Source organism: Pedobacter sp. CFBP9032, assembly GCF_034045265.1.
Lineage (GTDB): Bacteria > Bacteroidota > Bacteroidia > Sphingobacteriales > Sphingobacteriaceae > Pedobacter.
Genome location: NZ_JAXCWE010000003.1, coordinates 381170 through 399416 on the forward strand (window position 1 = coordinate 381170; position 18247 = coordinate 399416).

Consider the following 18247-nt stretch of genomic DNA (forward strand, 5'->3'; position numbering starts at 1 on the left):
ATCATACAGCTGAGATCGTTTCCTTAACTAACTCATTCCCTGCAGTATCATAATAAATACAAGTCATATTTTTTAAATCAGTTATCCATTTTTCTACACCGGCATCTGCAGCATGTTCGCAGAAGGAAATGAAACCTGTTTCTCCTGCTTGGTGGCTTTTTAAGGCATGCTTTAATTTCTCTACCGATGAATCCGTGTTTATCACTAATTCTGGATATTCTTCAGGGTGTATTTGCAGCACTTCATCTTCGCTGGCAAAATAAGCAGATAAGCCGTTCGAAACATAAACATCATTTCTCACTACGCCCAGTTCCTTTAATTCTTTAATAAATTGAGGAAAATCTGAACCCGTTTTAATCTTTGATTCTGCAGTCTGAATATCTTCTTTGGTAAACATAATTTATTTGTTTAAGGAAACTTTGTAAATGGTAGTTTGCGTATACAAATCATCTGGTTGCAGTATGGTGGTTGGAAATTCCGGAATATTTACTGCATTCGGGTGGTGTTGTGTTTCCACACAAAAGGCATCAAAACCTACATAATCTCTTCCTCCCTTGCCATTCTTCACCTCTAAATATTTAGCAGTATAGAAATGCGCTATCGGTTCTGTTGTGTATACACTTAAAGTTAAACCACTACCCGCTTCAATTGTTTTGCTTGCTAAAGATAGATCGCCATAAATCTTATCCAATACGAAAGATTGATCATAGCCATCTTCATTCCAGTCCTTTCCTATCTCTTTAGGGGCTGTAAAATCCAGCGCTGTGCCTGAAACCGGCAACAGTTTACCAGTTACCGAATAGCCTTCATCTTGTTCCAGGTAGTTTGAAGCAAAGATTTGTTGTTGATGCTTACTGACATTTCCGCCAGTTGGCGACAAATTAAAATAGCCATGATGTGTTAAATTCACTGGTGTTGCAGCATCAGTTTCGGCTTCGTAACTCAATATGAGTTCGTTGTTTTCAGTTAGTTCGAAAGTTAAACCTACAATTAAATTGCCAGGAAAATTTTCTTCTCCATCCAGGCTTTCATATTCCAGTGTAACTGTACTTCCATCTTCATTAAAATCAATAACATCCCAAACCTTTCGATCAAAACCAACCAAACCACCGTGCAGCGTACTATCATCCGTATTCAAAGCCAGTTGATAACTCTCTCCTCCTACCTCAAATTTCCCATTCTTAATCCGGTTTGCGTAACGACCAATTATCGCTCCCAAATAAGGATAGTTTACGAGGTATTCAGGGTCAATGTATTGTTCAAATTCATCAAATCCAAGTACAATATCCTGCTTTTCTCCATGGATATTTTCGACGATAAATTTGTTGATGATTGCACCATAATTAAATATCTTAACGTAAGTACCTTTGCTATTGGTAAGTTCGATTGCGAATACTTCTTCGCCATTAATAAATTTACCTGTTGATATTTGCTGAACGCTCATAAATTGTAACTTAGTGCTTTGTTTCCGAAACAAACATACTATTATTAATGCTTTTAATAAATATTTTTAGCCAAATGGAGATTAATCTAGAACAAAAATTCAGGGAACATTATGGTACAAATCCACATGCAGCTTATTTTACACCTGGGCGTGTAAATCTTATTGGCGAACATATTGATTATAATGGAGGCCTAGTTATGCCTTGTGCAATCACCCTGGGAACATGGCTCGCCATTTCTCCAAATGCGGATGGCCAATACCGAATGAAGAGTTTAAATTTTGAAGAGCAAATTACGATAGCAAGTAACAGGAAGCAAGATAAAATTGGAAGTCATTGGGCAAACTATCCCATAGGTATCATCAATGAGTTTCTACAGGATAATAAGCAAATTCCTGGTTTGGATTTCCTTTTCTACGGGAACATTCCCATTGGTTCAGGCTTATCATCTTCTGCATCAATTGAGATTGCTACAGCATTTGCGCTGAATGATTTTTTGAACTTAGGCTATGATAAATTGGACCTGGTTAAAATGGCCAAGCGGGTTGAGAATGATTTCATTGGCTTAAATTCTGGTATTATGGATCAGTTCGCAGTGGCTTTTGGAGAGAAAGAAAAGGCCATTGTATTGGATTGCGAAACTTTGAAATATAAAATGGTTGAAGTTAACTTAGGGAACTATGTTTTAGCCATCATCAATACCAATAAACCCAGAGAATTAGCAGAATCAAAATATAATGAACGAGTAGCGGAATGCCAGACTGCCTTAAAGTTGCTGAATGAGGAAATCACCCTTCACAACCTTTGTGAATTGACAGCAGATAAATTCGCGTTGCACAGCCACCTTATTTCAGATCAGCGGATTCTTAATCGGGCTACACACGTTGTTAAAGAAAACGACCGTGTCCATTTAGCGGCTAAAGCACTTAATCATGGTGATCTGGAGGAATTCGGCCGACTCATGTATGCATCGCACCAATCATTAAAAACACTTTATAAAGTGAGTGGAAAAGAATTAGATGCAGTTGTTGATTTTTGCTCAATTTATGATCATGTTATCGGTGCCCGAATGACAGGCGCTGGTTTCGGTGGGTGTGCCATCGCACTATTGGAAAAAGGTTTCGAAGAAGACTTTGCCAAAAACCTGACAGATTATTATGTAGATAATATTGGTTACGCCGCTGCTATATATATTAGTGAAATCGGCAATGGCCCTATAAAACTTTAAATTACACCTAACTATTAATATGAGTGATGCAAAACTTTATCGTGATGCATTGGCAGTTTGAAAAATGAGAAAATTAAAATTAGACGAATTAAATCGTCCGGATGTGGAAGAATTTAAAGCACGGGAAAAATTACCAGTTATAGCAGTTTTAGATAATGTCCGCAGTATGCATAATGTGGGTTCAATATTCAGAACCGCGGATGGTTTTGCTTTAGAAAAGGTTATTCTCTGTGGAATTACCGCACAGCCGCCACACCGTGAAATTGAGAAAACCGCTTTAGGTGCAACACAATCAGTTGAGTGGATACATTTTGCTGATACGGCTTCGGCAGTGGATGACTTAAGGAAAAATGGTTACGAGATTGTAGCTATTGAACAAGCAGAAAACAGCACGATGTTAAATACCTTTGTGCCTGATCAAAATAAGAAATATGCGCTAATTTTCGGTAATGAAGTAGATGGTGTAAGTGATGATGTGATGTCTAAAATTGACGAGTGTATTGAAATTCCACAATTCGGAACTAAACATTCCTTTAATATTGTCATTTCAGCAGGGATTGTCTTCTGGGATTTCTTCGCAAAATTGAGATTGTAAAGGCATTTATTTCTCATTCTCGGTTATCGGATGAATATCAGCGAGCTGCAATTATTCAGCCGGTGACTACTTCAATTCTTTTCGACAAAATGATTCTATTGGGTTATCAAAATAATTAAAAATGCAATGAATTAGATGGAAATCTGGCTGTGTTTTAAATTTCTTCTTGATTACGAAATACAATATGTATAGAAAAATATACATATTTTAACATTACTTTAACATTAATGTAACTTTTTTATATACGTTTCTGATCAATCTAATCTTCTGATTTCTTGACGTTTGACTAATTATCTTCACTTTGGCAAGGTTTTTTCTAAGGAGAGGCAAAACAGTAAGGTAAAAATGCTGTTTAACCACTAATATACAAAAGATAAAAAGAACATGAATACGAGGATTACAAAATCAGCAATGTTGGTTGCATTATTGGGATTATCATCACAATTATTTGCACAAGAATCAACGCCAACTACATCTGGTAGATTTGGCAAACAACCATTAAGAACCTGGAGCGTTGGTGCTCAAGGTGGTATTTTTAGCCAAAACACTTTCTTAGGTGGCGGTAGCGTTACTGCTAGAGAATTTAAAAGCATCGGTTACGGAGCATTTGTTAAAAAACAAATTTTGCCTGCTTTAGGTTTACAAGCAGACTTTTTACGTGGAGAAATGAAAACTATTGTTGCTCCAAACGTAGAACAAAAAAACAGCATCAACTGGGCAGGATCATTAACAGCAGTTTTGAATATTGCTAACTTCAGCTTAAATACAGAAAATGCAGTATTAATCCCTTACGTTAAAGCGGGTGCTGGTTATATGGCTTCTGATTCACAAGTTGGAACTACACAAGTTTTTGCAGACAGAGAAGGATGGTATATCCCAACTGGAGTTGGATTTAAATTTGGTGTATCAAAAGGAATCAACATTGATTTAGGTTACGACATTAACTTTATTAAATCTTCACCAACTGTAAAAAGCGCTTACCTAGAGAACAGATATTCTTATTCTCACGTAGGTCTTGAATTTGCTTTAGGTAACAAAGAAAATTCTCAATTACAAAACTATAGCGCAGTTGCAGATCTTCGCAAACAAAGTGCTGAAGAAAGTGCTGAGTTAAGAAGAGCATTATCTACTGCTGAGCAAAATGCACAACGTGATAGAGATCAATATGCTAAAGATTTAGCTGATGATGATAATGATGGTGTTGCAAACAAATTTGATAAATGCCCAGGAACTGGATCAGGTACAGTTGTAGATGGTTCAGGTTGCCCAATCAAAGTTCAACGTGAAGTGATTAGAGAAACTAAAGTAATCACTGAAGAAGATCGTAAAGTAGTTAAAGATGCAATCTCTAACTTAGAATTTGATTTAGGTAAATCAACTATCCGTTCTAAATCTTATGCTTCTTTAAACCGTGTTGCTGGTTTATTAGTAGATAAAAACTTTAGCTTAAAATTAGCTGGTCATACAGATAACACTGGTGGTAGAGAATTAAACTTACGTTTATCTAAAGAAAGAGCTGAATCAGTAAAAGCTTATTTAGTTTCTCAAGGTGCTAATGCATCAAGAATCGAAGCTACTGGTTACGGACCTGATCAACCAATTTCAACTAACAAAACTGCAGCTGGTCGTCAAGAAAACCGTCGTGTAGAATTTACATTGTACTAGTCAATAATTAAAGACTAAATAAGAAAAGCTTCTCAGATTAATTTCTGAGAAGCTTTTTGTTTTGTAGCTATAGCCATCAAGATTTATTTTCTGTATGGTAATTAGAAAATGCTTTATTGAAAGCAAAACAATCAAGCGTTTAAGTATATAAAAATGGGTTCTCAGATTATTTCTGAGAACCCATTTTGGTTAGTACTGCCATATATTTTAAACTAATGGCAAAATCAACTTATCAAGTTGAGTTGGCTGTGTGTTGGAAACTTCGTCAGTTTAAAGTGTAGGTTCTCCTACGCTAAACGTCTACCGCACGCACATACTCCGTTGCCTCATCTGTAACGGTTTGGTCAATCCTATTTAATTGCGCCACCTGCTTTTAACGGAAGTGAGGTTGCCACAGCCAATGAAGAATTGGCTTCGCAATGTCGACTGTGTTAGCATAGCTCCCTAATTATATGCATTTTATGCGCCAAGCAATGATGGCAAATGAACTTATAAAATTGAGTTAGCTGTAGGTGGAAAACTTCGTCAGTTTAAAGTTTAGGTTCTCTAATCTTAAACGTCTACTGCAAGCAAATGCTTTGTTCCATCACCTGGTAATTCCGTCTTTCTTTTTCCGCTACCAACGAAGATGAGGTTGCCACAAAATGAAATACAACGTTCCTCATTATGGCAACCTAATAGTTAAGACAATCCCTTTTTATTTTTATAAGTCATTTTGGCTTTCGTACCAGCACTATAATTGTAATTTTTTAAGTTACTGGCTTTTTTCTCATGAAATGCTGCACCTCTTTCAGATTGATCTTCTTCTTCAGCTTTCTTTTTCTTTGGTTTAGCAGTCGGATCCACAATCTTTAAATCTTCAGGCAATTCCATGACTTCCATCCGTTGACCGATTGCCTGTTCTATTTTTTTAACTTCAATCAATTCGATATCTGTAGAGAAAGTAATGGCAACAACTTCTTCATCTCCCTGTTTAACAATACGCTGAATTAGTGTTTCTTTTTGTTCAGGTAATTCTAAATGAATAATGAATGGAATTCCATAGATGTCTAAGTCGCCAAGATTCTCATTTGCAACAATTAAAACGCGTGACTTTGGATTTGATTTGAAATCTTCAATATCATCGTAACCCTTATCATCGAAAAATAAGGATCTATAGATACTGTATTCTTCATCGTTAGTATGATTGAAATTTTTATAAACAGTTTGAGCAGTTAAACGCGTATTAACGAAAACGACAGCCTTATCAAAAAATTCTTTATCGTTCATCAATAAAGTCAGCAAGTTCAGTTTCGTTCTGAAATTTGGAACCTGGTACAACATCTGCTGATAAACTTCGGCTTGCTGCGCTCCGATCTCATCAACCTCAATAGTAGTCGTTGATTCTTTCATGAAAGGTGAAATCATAAGATTCAACTTTTCATGCATAACCTCGGTAAAAACAACATGTTGAGCTTTATATGCGCTATTTGCCAATTCAACTACTGGCAATTGTAAGCCCTTTTTAACAATTAATTCAGCATTATCAACGATAAATAACTGAATTTTGTTAGTATTAAGAGCAAGTTTTAAGTACAAAGCCCTCGCCCTGTCTGGTACTGCCACGATAATATCACATCCATCTGTAATCTCATTCATTTGCGTATCAACCGCACCACGACTATCGATTCCTAAAATTCTGAATGTTTTGTTTCTGTTTAATAACTTAAATTGCTCCAGAACATGATCAACATGCTCTGCATCAGGAACTAATATTAATGCTCTTGGTGCTTCCTCAAAAGCATATTTTAATTTCATCAGTGTCGCTAAAACATAAGTTGTTGTTTTGCCGACGCCCTCTGGTCCTACTGCTATCACATCCTGGCCACCTAGAATACGCGACATTGTTTTAGCCTGGATCTCTTTTGGAGTTAAAAATCCTGCATCAGTCATTGCTGCAACAAGTGGTTTGCTAAGTTTCAATTTATCTAAAGACACTACTTATTTTTTTAATGTTTGAAAGCACAAATATCCTTAAAATAATTAGCTTTTAAGATATAGAATTTAAGGCAATCGAATCGGGCGATCTTTATTCTTCAATCCAGCAGCAGAACAGTGCACTAATTCTGAAAAATATTTCGATAATTTATTAATAATGATGTCCCAATACAGAATATCTTATCTAAAAATAAGTCGATAATAATTTTATTTAACTAATAATCAAATATTTACAAAATAACCGTAATTAATAACTACTATATCTATAGATATTATATAGTAATTTATATATTTGCTTAACATTACTCATTAACTAAACAATATGTTCAACAACTAAATGCCATAATCATGTCGATCTATTTTCAATACCCCAGCATAGATGAATTCCAAAACCTCATTTATCCGATAAATGTTCAGCGTTTAGAAGATCGGAAAGACGTTAAGGATATTATTGAAGATAAGATTAATCAGCAACATATAGAAGACCTGAAAGATTATTTAGCATTAAAACCAATTTAAACTGTTAGCAGGTTGACCGATTGGAAGGTTAAGTTTTAAAAAAGCGTATAAAGTGGTTCGAATCCACTACCTGGCTACTAAGTGTTCTCATATGCACTTTTCCTGATTTTGCTCAATCAGGTGAGATTTGGTTATCTTATATTTGTTTTGTTGTTAGCAAAGGCTATCCGCGATGGATAGCCTTAACTTTTTAAGATAAGTTGGCCTTTTGATTTATTCTAACGCTTTCTCCTATCCTGCTGAAACATTTTTTTCCATAATATTAGTAATTTTGAGATTGATTCTTTCCTGCAAAAATTTTAAAAAATATCAAACTTTTTATATCCATCACGGTTATCTATATAATTCACATTATACTAATCTGTTACAGATTAATTTGTTTGGTTTAAAAAAGGGATTTATGGATATAAATCCCTTTTCTTTTATGCTCAATTTTAAAGTGATATCTTCGTTAAAGCAATATTAAATCTTCACACCTTAATGAATAGAAAACATTTCCTTTCTTCATTTATTGCAGCAGCAGCAGCAGTTTTACCAACTTTTAAAGGTATTGCTAGTCCCGTTGATGATCAGCATTCATCTTTCGAAACTCCACCATATTTAAAACAGGGCGATACCGTTGGAATTACAAGTCCGGCAGGATACATTACCTTAGACCAAATACAACCATCCGTTCTACAGATGCAAAGCTGGGGCTTCTACGTCAAAATTGGATCTACCATTGGAAAACGTGATTTTACCTACGGGGGAACAGATGAAGAACGACTTAAGGACTTTCAACAGATGCTGGATGATCCAAATCTGAAAGCCATTATGTGTGCCCGAGGCGGCTATGGTTTGGTCAGGATTATTGACCAGTTGGATTTTTCACAATTTATACGCCATCCGAAATGGATTATTGGCTTTAGTGATATTACTGTATTACACTGTCATTTAGCCAAAAACCTTAGGATCTCTTCTATTCATTCGAAAATGTGCAATAGTTTTCCGGATGATTGGACAAAGGCCGAACCTATTCAAATAGAAACCATTCTATCGATAAAAAGTGCATTGATTGGAGAACAAATGGGCTATACTGCAGCTTATAATATGAACAATAGGTTGGGAAAAGTAGAGGGGATTTTAGTTGGTGGAAATTTAAGCATTTTAGAAACCCTTGCAGGAAGTAATTCGGACTTGGACACGAAAGATAAAATTCTTTTCATCGAAGATACTGGCGAATACCTATATAGCATTGATCGAATGCTTTGGAATCTAAAGCGTTGCGGTAAGCTGAAAAATCTAAAAGGATTAATTATTGGCGGTTTTAAAGTTAAGCCTGATGATCCGGGAGAGGAATTTGGAAAAACTGTTTACGAAATTGTATTGGAAAAAGTTAAAGAATACCATTATCCTATTGCTTTTGATTTTCCTGTCGGGCACCAGCGAAATAACTTTGCACTAAAATGTGGTGCAAACCATGTTTTGGAGATTAATGAGAATGGTTCAGTATTGAGAACGATTTAATTTATTCCAGTATTTTCATCCGGCAACGAGTGGTCATGAAGCAAATCTATGATTGAAATTTTGTTAAATAATTTGTATTTTTGAGTTATGACTATAATCGCACATCCTAAAACCAAAAAGCAGGAAGCAGCCATCGAGGCGGTTTTAAAAGCTTTGAATATTTCTTTTCAAAAGGACGATGAAAGTCCTTATAACCCGGAGTTTGTGGCAGAGATAAAAGCACGTATGAAAAGTGCTGAAAAGGGAAATGTTACGAGGATTAAAGATCCCAAAAATATATGGGAAAGTATTTTATAGAAGTCGAAAGACAAGCGAAGAAAGATTTAGAAATTCAATATAAATCCGGAGACAAGGCATCTATTAAAAGAATAGATCAAATATTTGTCGAATTATCAGAACATCCTGAAGCTGGTATTGGGAAACCAGAAAAATTAAAATATAATTTAACTGGTTTCTGGTCGAGACAAATCAATAGAAAAGACCGGCTGATCTATAAAATAGAAGAGCATATCGTAACTGTTACCATTATCTCTGCTATAGGTCATTATGGCGATAAGTAATATTATACCGTCTTCACTTCATTCTCTGCATAATCCTCAATATCAGTGATATAATGATTAATCAATAAGAAATCAAACAGTGGTTTTGCTTCTGGCGTTACAGGCATGTTTGCTGTGGTAATTACCTCGTTAGTTTTTTTATCCAGAAATGGGTAAGCAAATAGGCGAACATTAGTATTAAACATATCATTCACATAACTTAACAGCTGGCCGGAATAATTTTCACCTTTAAAGTTTGTAGAATTAAACACGAATTTCAGGTTATTGATGTTTGTGGCCAGGCCTACGCTTTTTGGCTTGCAACGGGCCAGATATTTCGCCAAACGGTTATGGCGGGTAAAATTCGATACAATTACGATGTTACCGGTATCACACATTTCCTGCGTTCTTTTAGCCACAGCTTCCAGGTCTATATCATCGGGAGTTTCCTGTTCTCCGGTTAATACATTAGTTAATAAAACCTCAATCATCACTGCGATATTCCCCTCCTGCACATCATTTGTACGTTTGAACTGATCAGTTGCCTTATTAAACAAACTAAAGTTGGGTAATGATTTCTGACCATATTTGGTCCGTAAAATCATAATATCTTTTTTATACAGCAGGTCTTTAGCCTGACGGGGATGTGCGTCTGAATCAAAGATAGCAGCCGCAGAGAAATCTTTCATAATCATATAAAGATTAAGCAAGATGTTATCAACTTCCGGAAAGGCCGGACCTTTAACGGAAATTAAATCAATTTCAACAGAGCCAATAGTAAGGTTATCTGCTAATGATTCTACCATCAACTTAGGGTCCTTATAGTGATAAAATGCGGCATAAAGCAGGTTTACACCTATAATTCCCAATACCCGTTGCTGCATATTTACATCGGTATCCAACAAACGGACATGGAAGAAAATTTCATTTGGCAAACCGCCCGGCTCATTCTGGAAACGAATACCAACCCAACCATGAGGTTCATTGGTACGTTTGTAATTTAGCGTGGTAACGGTATCTGCGAAAGCAAAAAAAGTACGACTTTCATACTTTTCGCCAGATAGACGCTCATTTAATAAGCCAAATTCATGGTCGAGCATTTGCAAAAGCCTGTTCTGACTTACATACCTCCCATTAGTTTCTGCACCATAAATGGCATCACTAAAGGTCATATCATAGGCAGACATGGTTTTGGCGACTGTTCCTGATGCTGCACCAGCATTAAAAAAGTTTCTTGAAACTTCCTGCCCCGCTCCAATCTCGGCAAAAGTACCGTAAATTCTGGGGTCAAGGTTTATTTTTAATGCTTTACGTTTAGTATCCAGAATTTCTCTCTCCATTCCGCAAAAATAATAAAAAACATTAGTTCAGCGGCATCATCAGGGCTTTTGTTTAAACTCTATGCACCAGCTGAGTAGTTTAATTAAAAAGGTATAAACAAAATAAGGTTAGCATTATCCAATACTAACCTTATAAAACCTAAACTATTATGAAACCCTCTTTCGAGAATGTTTTTACGATACTACAATTTCTTTGTGTTGTAGTTTAGCATCGTCTTTTTTGCTGATATTGATCGTTAAAATACCATCTTTATATTCGGCAGTAATATTTTCTCCATCCGCTGTTTCTGGCAAATTAAATGATCTCGCAAATGAGCTGTAATCAAATTCTTTACGGGTAAAATCCTTCGCTACCTGAGTTTCGTCTTTTTTAACTTCTGCCCAAACAGAAAGCGTATCTTTTTTTAATTTAATTTGAAAATCTTCTTTTCTTAATCCCGGAGCAGCCAATTCAATAATATAAGCTGTTTCATTTTCGTAAATGTTCACATTCGGTGATTTATCTACGGCTTTGTTTTTTGTTACGGCATCGCTAAACAATGAATCAAAAACATTGTTAAAGTAAGGAGCGGTGTTGCGGGTCCTGTTGTTGAAATTTACAAGTGTCATATCTATAATTTTTATTTTTTAAACTGATAATTCCTAATAATCAACTTATATACCAAACCAAATATTTATGATTTTCAAGACATTATGGCAAAATAAATCGAAATCAAAAGACAAACTGGCAGAAATAAAAAGTTTCTCCGACAAATTCAACTATAAAACCAACATTCATTTGCGTTTTATAGATTTTGATATGATGGGTCACGTAAACAATTCAGTTTACTTTACCTATCTGGAAATTGCCAGAACCAAATACTGGGAAGAAATTATAAAATGGGATTGGAAAAAGACGGGAATTGTGATTGCGCATGCTGAAGTAGATTACATTCAGCCTATTGTTGCAAATGATAAGATCGTGATTCATGTAAAGACATCAAGAATCGGCGAAACCAGTTTTGATCTAGATTATCAAATTGTAAAAATAAAAGGCAATGAAGAGATAATTTGCAGCAAAGGAAAAACCGTTTGCATAGCTGTTGACTATATCACTAAACGGCCAACGGCAATTCCATCCGCTGAAAGACAAAAAATGATTGCATTTGAGCAGCTGCCCCCAGCTCCCTGAATAGGGCTTTTGACATTCTACTTTCCTGGCGAATGGTCTAAAAGCCAGTAAAAACCTATTTAAGAAATTGCTTCGTTTTTCTATTCTATTTATATCCTAAGCTATGCTAATTTTCCCGACTTAAGCCAACTATAGATTGCTCCTACTTTAAAGCGTTGGAGGACTTGGCATAATCTTCCCTGGATTTAAAATTCCGTTTGGATCAAAAACCTGTTTTATTCCACGCATTAAACTCAGGTGGACCTCTGAATATTTTATGGGCATATACTGCTTCTGAACCAGACCGATCCCATGTTCACCTGATAAAGTACCGCCGAGTGCAGTAGTTAATTCAAATATTTCTGTGATACCAAACTGCAAGTTATTCTTCCAGTCTTCATCGCTCATTCCAGCCTTAATGATATTTACATGCAGGTTTCCATCACCAGCATGCCCATAGCAAACACTTTCAAAGCCGTATTTTGATCCAATTTCCTTTATTCCACTGATCAATTTTGGTAAAGCAGCTCTTGGAACAACAGTATCTTCTTCTTTGTAAACAGAATTTGCCTTTACAGATTCTGCCATTGTTCTGCGCATCCGCCAGAGTTCTTCCTTTTGTTGAGCGGTATCGGCAAAAAGTACATCTGAGCAGTTGTGCTGCTCCAAAACGATATTAGTTTTTTCACAATTTTTGAAAATATCATCCAGATCATCCCCATCAAACTCTATCATTAACAAGGCGGCAACATTGTCTTTCAAGTCGAATTTAATGTCATCAAATTTAATTACCCACTCCACTCCTTTGCGCTCCATAAATTCTAAGGCTGATGGCGTAATACCTGCCCTGAAAATCGCTGAAACAGCAGCACATGCATCTTCGTTGGTGGCAAAAGAACCCATCATTAAAACAGATTGTGTAGGCTTAGGTAAGAGTTTGGTCACGATTTTGGTCACTACACCTAAAGTACCTTCCGAGCCAATCATCAGCTGTGTTAAATTATAACCTGCAGCGTATTTCAAGGTATTGGCCCCCGTCCAGATGATATCGCCATTAGGCAAAACGACCTCCAGATTTAAAATGTATTCGCGGATGGTACCATATTTAACTACCCTTGGTCCACCGGAACCATGGGCAACATTGCCACCAATAAAACATGAGCCTTTGCTGCTTGGGTCTACCGGGTAAAGCAGGCTTTTCTCCGCAACTGCGTTAATAAATTCTTCGGTAATAACCCCAGGTTCAACCGTAGCCTGCAAATTTTCCGTATCAATATCTATAATTGATTTGAACTTCTCCATCGATAAGGAAACACCACCATAGATAGGTAAAGCAGCCCCACTCAATCCTGTTCCACCGCCTCTGGGTGTAACTGGAATATGATGATGATTACAAATTTTCAATAAAGCGGAAATTTCATCTGCAGTATTTGGTTTTACTACCACTTCAGGCTGATAGCGAAGGTCTTCAGTTTCATCGTGACTGTAATTGTCGAGGCTTTCCGTGTCTGTGAATACTTTTTCCGGGCCAATAGCCAACTTAATTTCTTCTAAAATCTCTGAATTTATTTTGGTAAAGTTCATTTTATTTGGCTGTTGTTGAAGTATAGGTAAGTTTAACAAATGAATGGCCGATTTGCCCGGGCATAGGTGGATTGAGTTTTTTCATACTTACTTCAATAAAATCTACGAATGGGTAAACCTCTATTACTTTTGAGATTATGTTTTTCAATACTGTTTCCAAAAGTTTTTGTGTATTTTTCATTTCTTCCCTGATGATCGAATTGAGATCTTCATAGTTAACCGTTTGAGTAAGCTCATCATCAAAACCCCTGGGTATAAATTCGCTAACCAAATCAATCAAAAAATGATTACCTATCAATTGTTCTTCAGGATAATAACCGTGAAGCGCAAAGCATTTTACATCTTTTAAAGCAACGGTTTGTTTAAAATGGCTCATCTATGTTTTGTATGCTGTAAAATTAAATTTTTATTTAGGAATATAATGCCCATTGCGGTAAATTGTTACCTTTGAAATGAACGCTATTTCTTAACCAGATTGGAAAACGACGATGAGCAGATCAACCAAAAAAGACCTTTATGAGGCTCCTGATTATTATTTACTAGATGAATTATTAACGGATGAGCATAAATTAATCCGGGCAACTGCCAGAGAATGGGTTAAAAAAGAAGTAAGTCCGATTATTGAAGACTATGCCCAGAAATCAGAATTTCCAAAACATTTAATTAAAGGTTTAGCAGAAATTGGTGCCTTCGGACCAACAATTCCGGTTGAATATGGTGGTGCTGGTTTAGATTATACAGCGTACGGTATTCTTATGCAAGAAATTGAGCGTGGCGATTCCGGTATTCGTTCTACAGCATCTGTTCAGGGATCATTGGTGATGTATCCTATTTATGCCTACGGTAGCGAAGAGCAACGAAAAAAATATTTACCAAAATTAGCCAGTGGCGAAATGATGGGTTGCTTTGGATTAACGGAGCCGGATCATGGTTCAAATCCTGGTGGAATGGTTACCACTATAAAAGATGCAGGATCTCACTATATCCTTAATGGTGCAAAAATGTGGATCAGTAATGCGCCATTTGCAGATATTGCAGTTGTTTGGGCAAAAGATGAAGCTGGCAAAATCAGAGGCATGGTGGTAGAGCGCGGTATGGACGGCTTTTCTACACCGGAAACACACAATAAATGGAGCTTAAGGGCATCGGCAACCGGCGAATTGGTTTTCGATAACGTACAAATTCCAAAAGAAAATGTCTTTCCTGAAATTAGTGGTTTGAAAGGACCGTTAGGCTGCTTAAATCAAGCGCGCTACGGCATTGCATGGGGTGCTTTAGGTGCTGCAATGGATTGCTACGATACGGCTTTGCGTTATTCAAAAGAGCGCGTTCAATTTGGAAAACCAATTGGTGGATTTCAATTGCAACAGAAAAAACTAGCAGAGATGGTTACTGAAATCACAAAAGGTCAACTCTTGGTCTGGCGTTTGGGGATGCTGAAAAGTGAAAGCCGTGCTACCGCCGAACAAATTTCGATGGCTAAAAGAAATAGTGTAGAAATTGCATTAGATATCGCCCGGAATGCACGACAAATGCTTGGTGGAATGGGAATAACCGGTGAATATTCAATTATGCGCCACATGATGAACCTCGAATCTGTAGTTACATACGAAGGTACTCATGATATCCATTTGCTAATTACCGGAATGGACATTACCGGATTAAATGCTTTTAAATAAAAATAATATTATAATAAGGAGAGTTGATGAAAGATTTTAAAAAATACACTTACATACCTGCCACCCCTGAAGAGGTTTATTTAGCACTTACAAAAGACATTAGCATTAAACTCTGGACTGGAGCTGAAGTTGAATTTGAAGAAAAGGCAGATACCGAATTTTCTTTTTGGGACGGCGATATTGTAGGCAAAAACCTGGAATTTGAAACCAATAAAAAAATTGTTCAGCAATGGTATTTCGGAGAAGATGGTGAGCCCTCTATCGTCACTATAAAACTTCATCCTGATAAAAGTGGAACTTCATTGGAATTTAGACAAACGAATATTCCTGATGAAGATTATAAAGACTTTACAGAAGGAATAGATGAATATTTCATCGGTGGACTCGTTGATTTCTTTGACGAATAAAACATATACTTTGCCTTGCTGTTTAGATTTTAAATAAAATATAAAATCATGAACAGAACTGTAGGACTCGTTTTAATTATCGCTGGCATCGCAATGCTTATCTGGACTGGCTTCTCCTATACTAAAAAAGAAAAAATAGTGGATGCTGGTCCAATTCAAATTTCTGCAGACCGACAAAAATCTGTTGCCTGGCCGCCTTATGTTGGTGGCATCATCCTTGTTGCTGGTGCATTTATCTTCATCGCTTCCGGAAAGCGCAAATAGATTACAGATTTATATTCTATCACTCATTTTTCATTCCCCGCTTAGCTCAAATAACTTTTATCTGGTATTAATTTGTGATAAAAAATTTATTTGCAACAATGTTGCGAAATAAGTGATTTATATTTGCAACATTGTTGCAATTGATTATCTTAGTGGTGTTGCAACCGGGGATAAGCCGAAACCTCGTAACCACCAGTAGGCGTCATATTTAATCACTTATTTTATGAAAAATCAACCAGAAAAAATCACATTAACTTTAGAAGACCTTCAGTTAGAAAGTTTTGTAACGAGTATCGACAGTGAAGTTGCGATGCGTTTATCAGGTGGTTTAGGTAATGTATCTGAACCTACGCACACCGAACAAACAGATGACCATCATACCCCACCGGTAAGATGTACCACGGTAATCTGCTAGTTATTTAGTTTAAAACAAGGCGCCAATTGGCGCCTTGTTTTTTATTTACAACTTACAAAGCCACTTTTTAGCAGCAATCGAATTTGCTGTAATATCTTTTGGGTAATCAGTTCTTTGCTGGCATTCGAATCAAAATAGGCTTTAGCTATTTTCGCTACCAGTACCAATATTTTTGAATCTTTGGTACCTAATAGTTTAATAATGACCGCGGGAAATACGCCAATTTGCTTTTCTTCTACACCCTGTTCATTACAGATTAGTAACAATCCGCCACCATTTACATTATCGCCATAATATTTCACGTGATCATTCAGCTTTAAGGTAAGGGCTATCAAATCACCATCGGATTTTAAATTCGCTTCTTCTGCTATATTATTAAGGTAGATATTCCTTTGTTGATAACTGAAATAACCTTTATGGAACTTCCACAATTTCAATATTTCCGATTCCAACTCAAACGATCGCCTGATCTCTTCCCTATTTTCTGCTATCTGGTTTATTTGGCTTGATAACGCTCGACTAAACTTATCGATATTTTCGACCTTATAGATAGTGGAAAGGTTGATATTAGCCCCTTCAATCTTTTGAATTGTTCGCCTGTAATACGATGAAAAAATCTGTTTTTTAATTTGATGCGCAGAAAATCTCCCATTCAGATTGGTTATCTTTTTAGGAATAGGTAGTTTTGGCTGTGCTACCGAGGCGAATTGATCTCCTGATAACAGTTGTAAAAGCATATACCCTGCTCCCGCTTTTCCAGAAAATAGTCCGTAATCATGTGGTCCACAGGAAAGGTATTCACTGTAACTGTTTGTTTTCTGATATTGCTTTATCGCTCCATCAACCACCATGCTAATCTGGTCGGCTATTCCTTCTTTATCTTTGTACCTGGCTAAAAAAGGAATCATGCCCAGGTAACCACTTACCAAGGTAAAATCTGGTCGCCCAGGTTTTAATAGATCTGACAAACATTTCTCCAATACATCGTTGCATTGTTTTGAATAAATTTCATTCTGGGTGAGTTCGAATGCCATACTTCTTGACAAACCTACCCCTGCAGCTCCGTGCGCCCATGCATTTACGCCTGCCATATCCGAAATAAAGGTTTCCAGTTGCCAAAGATGGGCCTGTGGTTTTGCCATATGATAATTGCCAATACGCAAATCCAGCCAGTTCTTAGCCGGAGTATAATAATATTGCATTTCATAAGCCAAGGCTTCTTCAGACAGATACAATAAGCCAGGCGCATCAAAATAAACACTTAACTGCATTAAAACATATGCAATGCCAGATGCACCATGAGAGAAACCAGTCATGCCATCATATGCCTTTTTTGATGCATTATAATCCCATTTCAATCCAATCTGTGATACACGGACTTCATTAACCACCCGATCTAAAAGCACGGAGATTAATTTTTTAACCTGCTTGTGCTGACTATGGTGATAAAGTAAGGTGAAAGCAAGTAAATTGCCGGTGTAGCCACTCAGCAAATCTGCCTTTGAAAGCGTTTCACTAAGCTGCATTTGGTTGTCTAATGTTAATTGCAGGGCACTATCTAAATATTTTTGATTTCCTGTAACTTCAAAAACCTTCAGATTAGTATAAATTACCCCACCTATTCCGGTATATAAAGCGAAGAATTTAGGCTTCAGAACAGCTGCAGATCTTAAGATTCTGTTCATCATCTTATCTATTAAATGAAGGTGAGCTTCATTTTTATCGAAACGATAAAATTCTAAAAAAAACAAAGCGATGCCACAATTGCCGTTAAAAATATCGTACCGCTCTTCAAATGCATAATCTTCTGCATTCACATAATATGGTGTAGACCACCAGGCCTCATCTGCAGTTTCTTTTTTATTAGAAAGCAAATCATCCTTAACTTCATTAAGGTGCTGAGTAAAAACTTCAATCTGGGCATTTGTAAACATAAA

General features: G+C 36.5%; 20 protein-coding genes. 12 read left to right on the plus strand and 8 right to left on the minus strand.

All coding sequences use genetic code 11. The features are described from left to right. Position 1: 1 nt before the first annotated feature. Together SOM16_RS08205 and SOM16_RS08210 are read right to left on the minus strand one after the other, a co-directional pair. The gene (locus SOM16_RS08205; RefSeq protein ID WP_320463512.1) at positions 2 to 397 is read right to left on the minus strand and encodes a DUF1398 domain-containing protein; all 396 of its coding nucleotides are present in this window, start codon (positions 395 to 397) and stop codon (positions 2 to 4) included. 3 nt (positions 398 to 400) lie between these two features. Continuing rightward, positions 401 to 1444: an aldose epimerase family protein gene (locus SOM16_RS08210; RefSeq protein ID WP_320463513.1), complete on the minus strand. Its 1044-nt coding sequence runs from the start codon at positions 1442 to 1444 to the stop codon at positions 401 to 403. A gap of 74 nt (positions 1445 to 1518) precedes the next feature. Here SOM16_RS08210 and SOM16_RS08215 point away from each other — a divergent pair, with 74 nt between their 5' ends. The 3 genes from SOM16_RS08215 (at position 1519) to SOM16_RS08225 (ending at position 4930) form a co-directional block, all read left to right on the plus strand. Then, entirely contained in the window at positions 1519 to 2670 is a 1152-nt protein-coding gene (locus SOM16_RS08215) for a galactokinase (protein ID WP_320463514.1), read from the plus strand. 64 nt (positions 2671 to 2734) lie between these two features. Next, positions 2735 to 3265 (plus strand): RNA methyltransferase, encoded by a 531-nt coding sequence (locus SOM16_RS08220; protein WP_320463515.1) that lies wholly within the window; start codon positions 2735 to 2737, stop codon positions 3263 to 3265. Between the two features lie 411 nt (positions 3266 to 3676). Continuing rightward, the gene (locus tag SOM16_RS08225; protein ID WP_320463516.1) at positions 3677 to 4930 is read left to right on the plus strand and encodes an OmpA family protein; all 1254 of its coding nucleotides are present in this window, start codon (positions 3677 to 3679) and stop codon (positions 4928 to 4930) included. Positions 4931 to 5611: 681 nt separating this feature from the next. On the opposite strand, the gene SOM16_RS08230 is transcribed toward SOM16_RS08225, so the two are convergent. After that, positions 5612 to 6907, minus strand: a complete 1296-nt coding sequence (locus SOM16_RS08230) for a DEAD/DEAH box helicase (RefSeq protein WP_320463517.1) — start codon at positions 6905 to 6907, stop codon at positions 5612 to 5614. A 348-nt stretch (positions 6908 to 7255) separates the two neighbouring features. On the opposite strand from SOM16_RS08230, the gene SOM16_RS08235 reads away from it, so the two are divergent. From SOM16_RS08235 to SOM16_RS08250, 4 genes are all read left to right on the plus strand, one after another. Next, positions 7256 to 7426 carry a hypothetical protein gene (locus tag SOM16_RS08235; protein WP_320463518.1) on the plus strand — a complete coding sequence of 57 codons (171 nt, stop codon included), beginning with the start codon at positions 7256 to 7258 and terminating at the stop codon, positions 7424 to 7426. 480 nt (positions 7427 to 7906) lie between these two features. Further along, positions 7907 to 8932, plus strand: a complete 1026-nt coding sequence (locus tag SOM16_RS08240) for an LD-carboxypeptidase (protein ID WP_320463519.1) — start codon at positions 7907 to 7909, stop codon at positions 8930 to 8932. 87 nt (positions 8933 to 9019) lie between these two features. Continuing rightward, a complete protein-coding gene (locus SOM16_RS08245; protein WP_320463520.1) occupies positions 9020 to 9229 on the plus strand; it encodes a DUF2683 family protein in 210 nt (69 codons plus the stop codon). Further along, complete coding sequence (locus tag SOM16_RS08250) at positions 9211 to 9492, plus strand: Txe/YoeB family addiction module toxin (protein ID WP_320463521.1); 282 nt, start codon at positions 9211 to 9213, stop codon at positions 9490 to 9492. The genes SOM16_RS08245 and SOM16_RS08250 overlap by 19 nt, the downstream gene beginning before the upstream one ends. Before the next feature lie 2 nt (positions 9493 to 9494). Here the strand turns inward: SOM16_RS08250 and SOM16_RS08255 are convergent, their stop codons facing one another. Both SOM16_RS08255 and SOM16_RS08260 read right to left on the minus strand, forming a co-directional pair. Then, positions 9495 to 10811, minus strand: coding sequence for a nicotinamide mononucleotide adenylyltransferase (locus SOM16_RS08255; protein WP_320463522.1), 1317 nt, complete (start codon positions 10809 to 10811; stop codon positions 9495 to 9497). Between the two features lie 174 nt (positions 10812 to 10985). Then, positions 10986 to 11420 carry an Hsp20/alpha crystallin family protein gene (locus SOM16_RS08260; RefSeq protein ID WP_320463523.1) on the minus strand — a complete coding sequence of 145 codons (435 nt, stop codon included), beginning with the start codon at positions 11418 to 11420 and terminating at the stop codon, positions 10986 to 10988. Positions 11421 to 11487: 67 nt separating this feature from the next. Here SOM16_RS08260 and SOM16_RS08265 point away from each other — a divergent pair, with 67 nt between their 5' ends. Beyond that, complete coding sequence (locus SOM16_RS08265; protein ID WP_320463524.1) at positions 11488 to 11982, plus strand: thioesterase family protein; 495 nt, start codon at positions 11488 to 11490, stop codon at positions 11980 to 11982. A 147-nt stretch (positions 11983 to 12129) separates the two neighbouring features. Here SOM16_RS08265 and SOM16_RS08270 read toward each other — a convergent pair whose 3' ends face one another. Beyond that, a complete protein-coding gene (locus SOM16_RS08270; RefSeq protein WP_320463525.1) occupies positions 12130 to 13545 on the minus strand; it encodes an FAD-binding oxidoreductase in 1416 nt (471 codons plus the stop codon). Between the two features lies 1 nt (position 13546). Further along, positions 13547 to 13921 carry a dihydroneopterin aldolase gene (locus tag SOM16_RS08275; protein ID WP_320463526.1) on the minus strand — a complete coding sequence of 125 codons (375 nt, stop codon included), beginning with the start codon at positions 13919 to 13921 and terminating at the stop codon, positions 13547 to 13549. Positions 13922 to 14033: 112 nt separating this feature from the next. Here SOM16_RS08275 and SOM16_RS08280 point away from each other — a divergent pair, with 112 nt between their 5' ends. The 4 genes from SOM16_RS08280 (at position 14034) to SOM16_RS08295 (ending at position 16310) form a co-directional block, all read left to right on the plus strand. Continuing rightward, positions 14034 to 15224, plus strand: coding sequence for an acyl-CoA dehydrogenase family protein (locus SOM16_RS08280; protein ID WP_320463527.1), 1191 nt, complete (start codon positions 14034 to 14036; stop codon positions 15222 to 15224). 26 nt (positions 15225 to 15250) lie between these two features. Further along, positions 15251 to 15631 carry an SRPBCC domain-containing protein gene (locus SOM16_RS08285; protein ID WP_320463528.1) on the plus strand — a complete coding sequence of 127 codons (381 nt, stop codon included), beginning with the start codon at positions 15251 to 15253 and terminating at the stop codon, positions 15629 to 15631. A 48-nt stretch (positions 15632 to 15679) separates the two neighbouring features. Next, positions 15680 to 15895, plus strand: coding sequence for a hypothetical protein (locus SOM16_RS08290; protein ID WP_320463529.1), 216 nt, complete (start codon positions 15680 to 15682; stop codon positions 15893 to 15895). A gap of 223 nt (positions 15896 to 16118) precedes the next feature. Then, positions 16119 to 16310 carry a pinensin family lanthipeptide gene (locus tag SOM16_RS08295; RefSeq protein WP_320463530.1) on the plus strand — a complete coding sequence of 64 codons (192 nt, stop codon included), beginning with the start codon at positions 16119 to 16121 and terminating at the stop codon, positions 16308 to 16310. A 41-nt stretch (positions 16311 to 16351) separates the two neighbouring features. Here SOM16_RS08295 and SOM16_RS08300 read toward each other — a convergent pair whose 3' ends face one another. Next, positions 16352 to 18244: a lanthionine synthetase LanC family protein gene (locus SOM16_RS08300; protein ID WP_320463531.1), complete on the minus strand. Its 1893-nt coding sequence runs from the start codon at positions 18242 to 18244 to the stop codon at positions 16352 to 16354. Between the last annotated feature and the right edge of the window lie 3 nt (positions 18245 to 18247).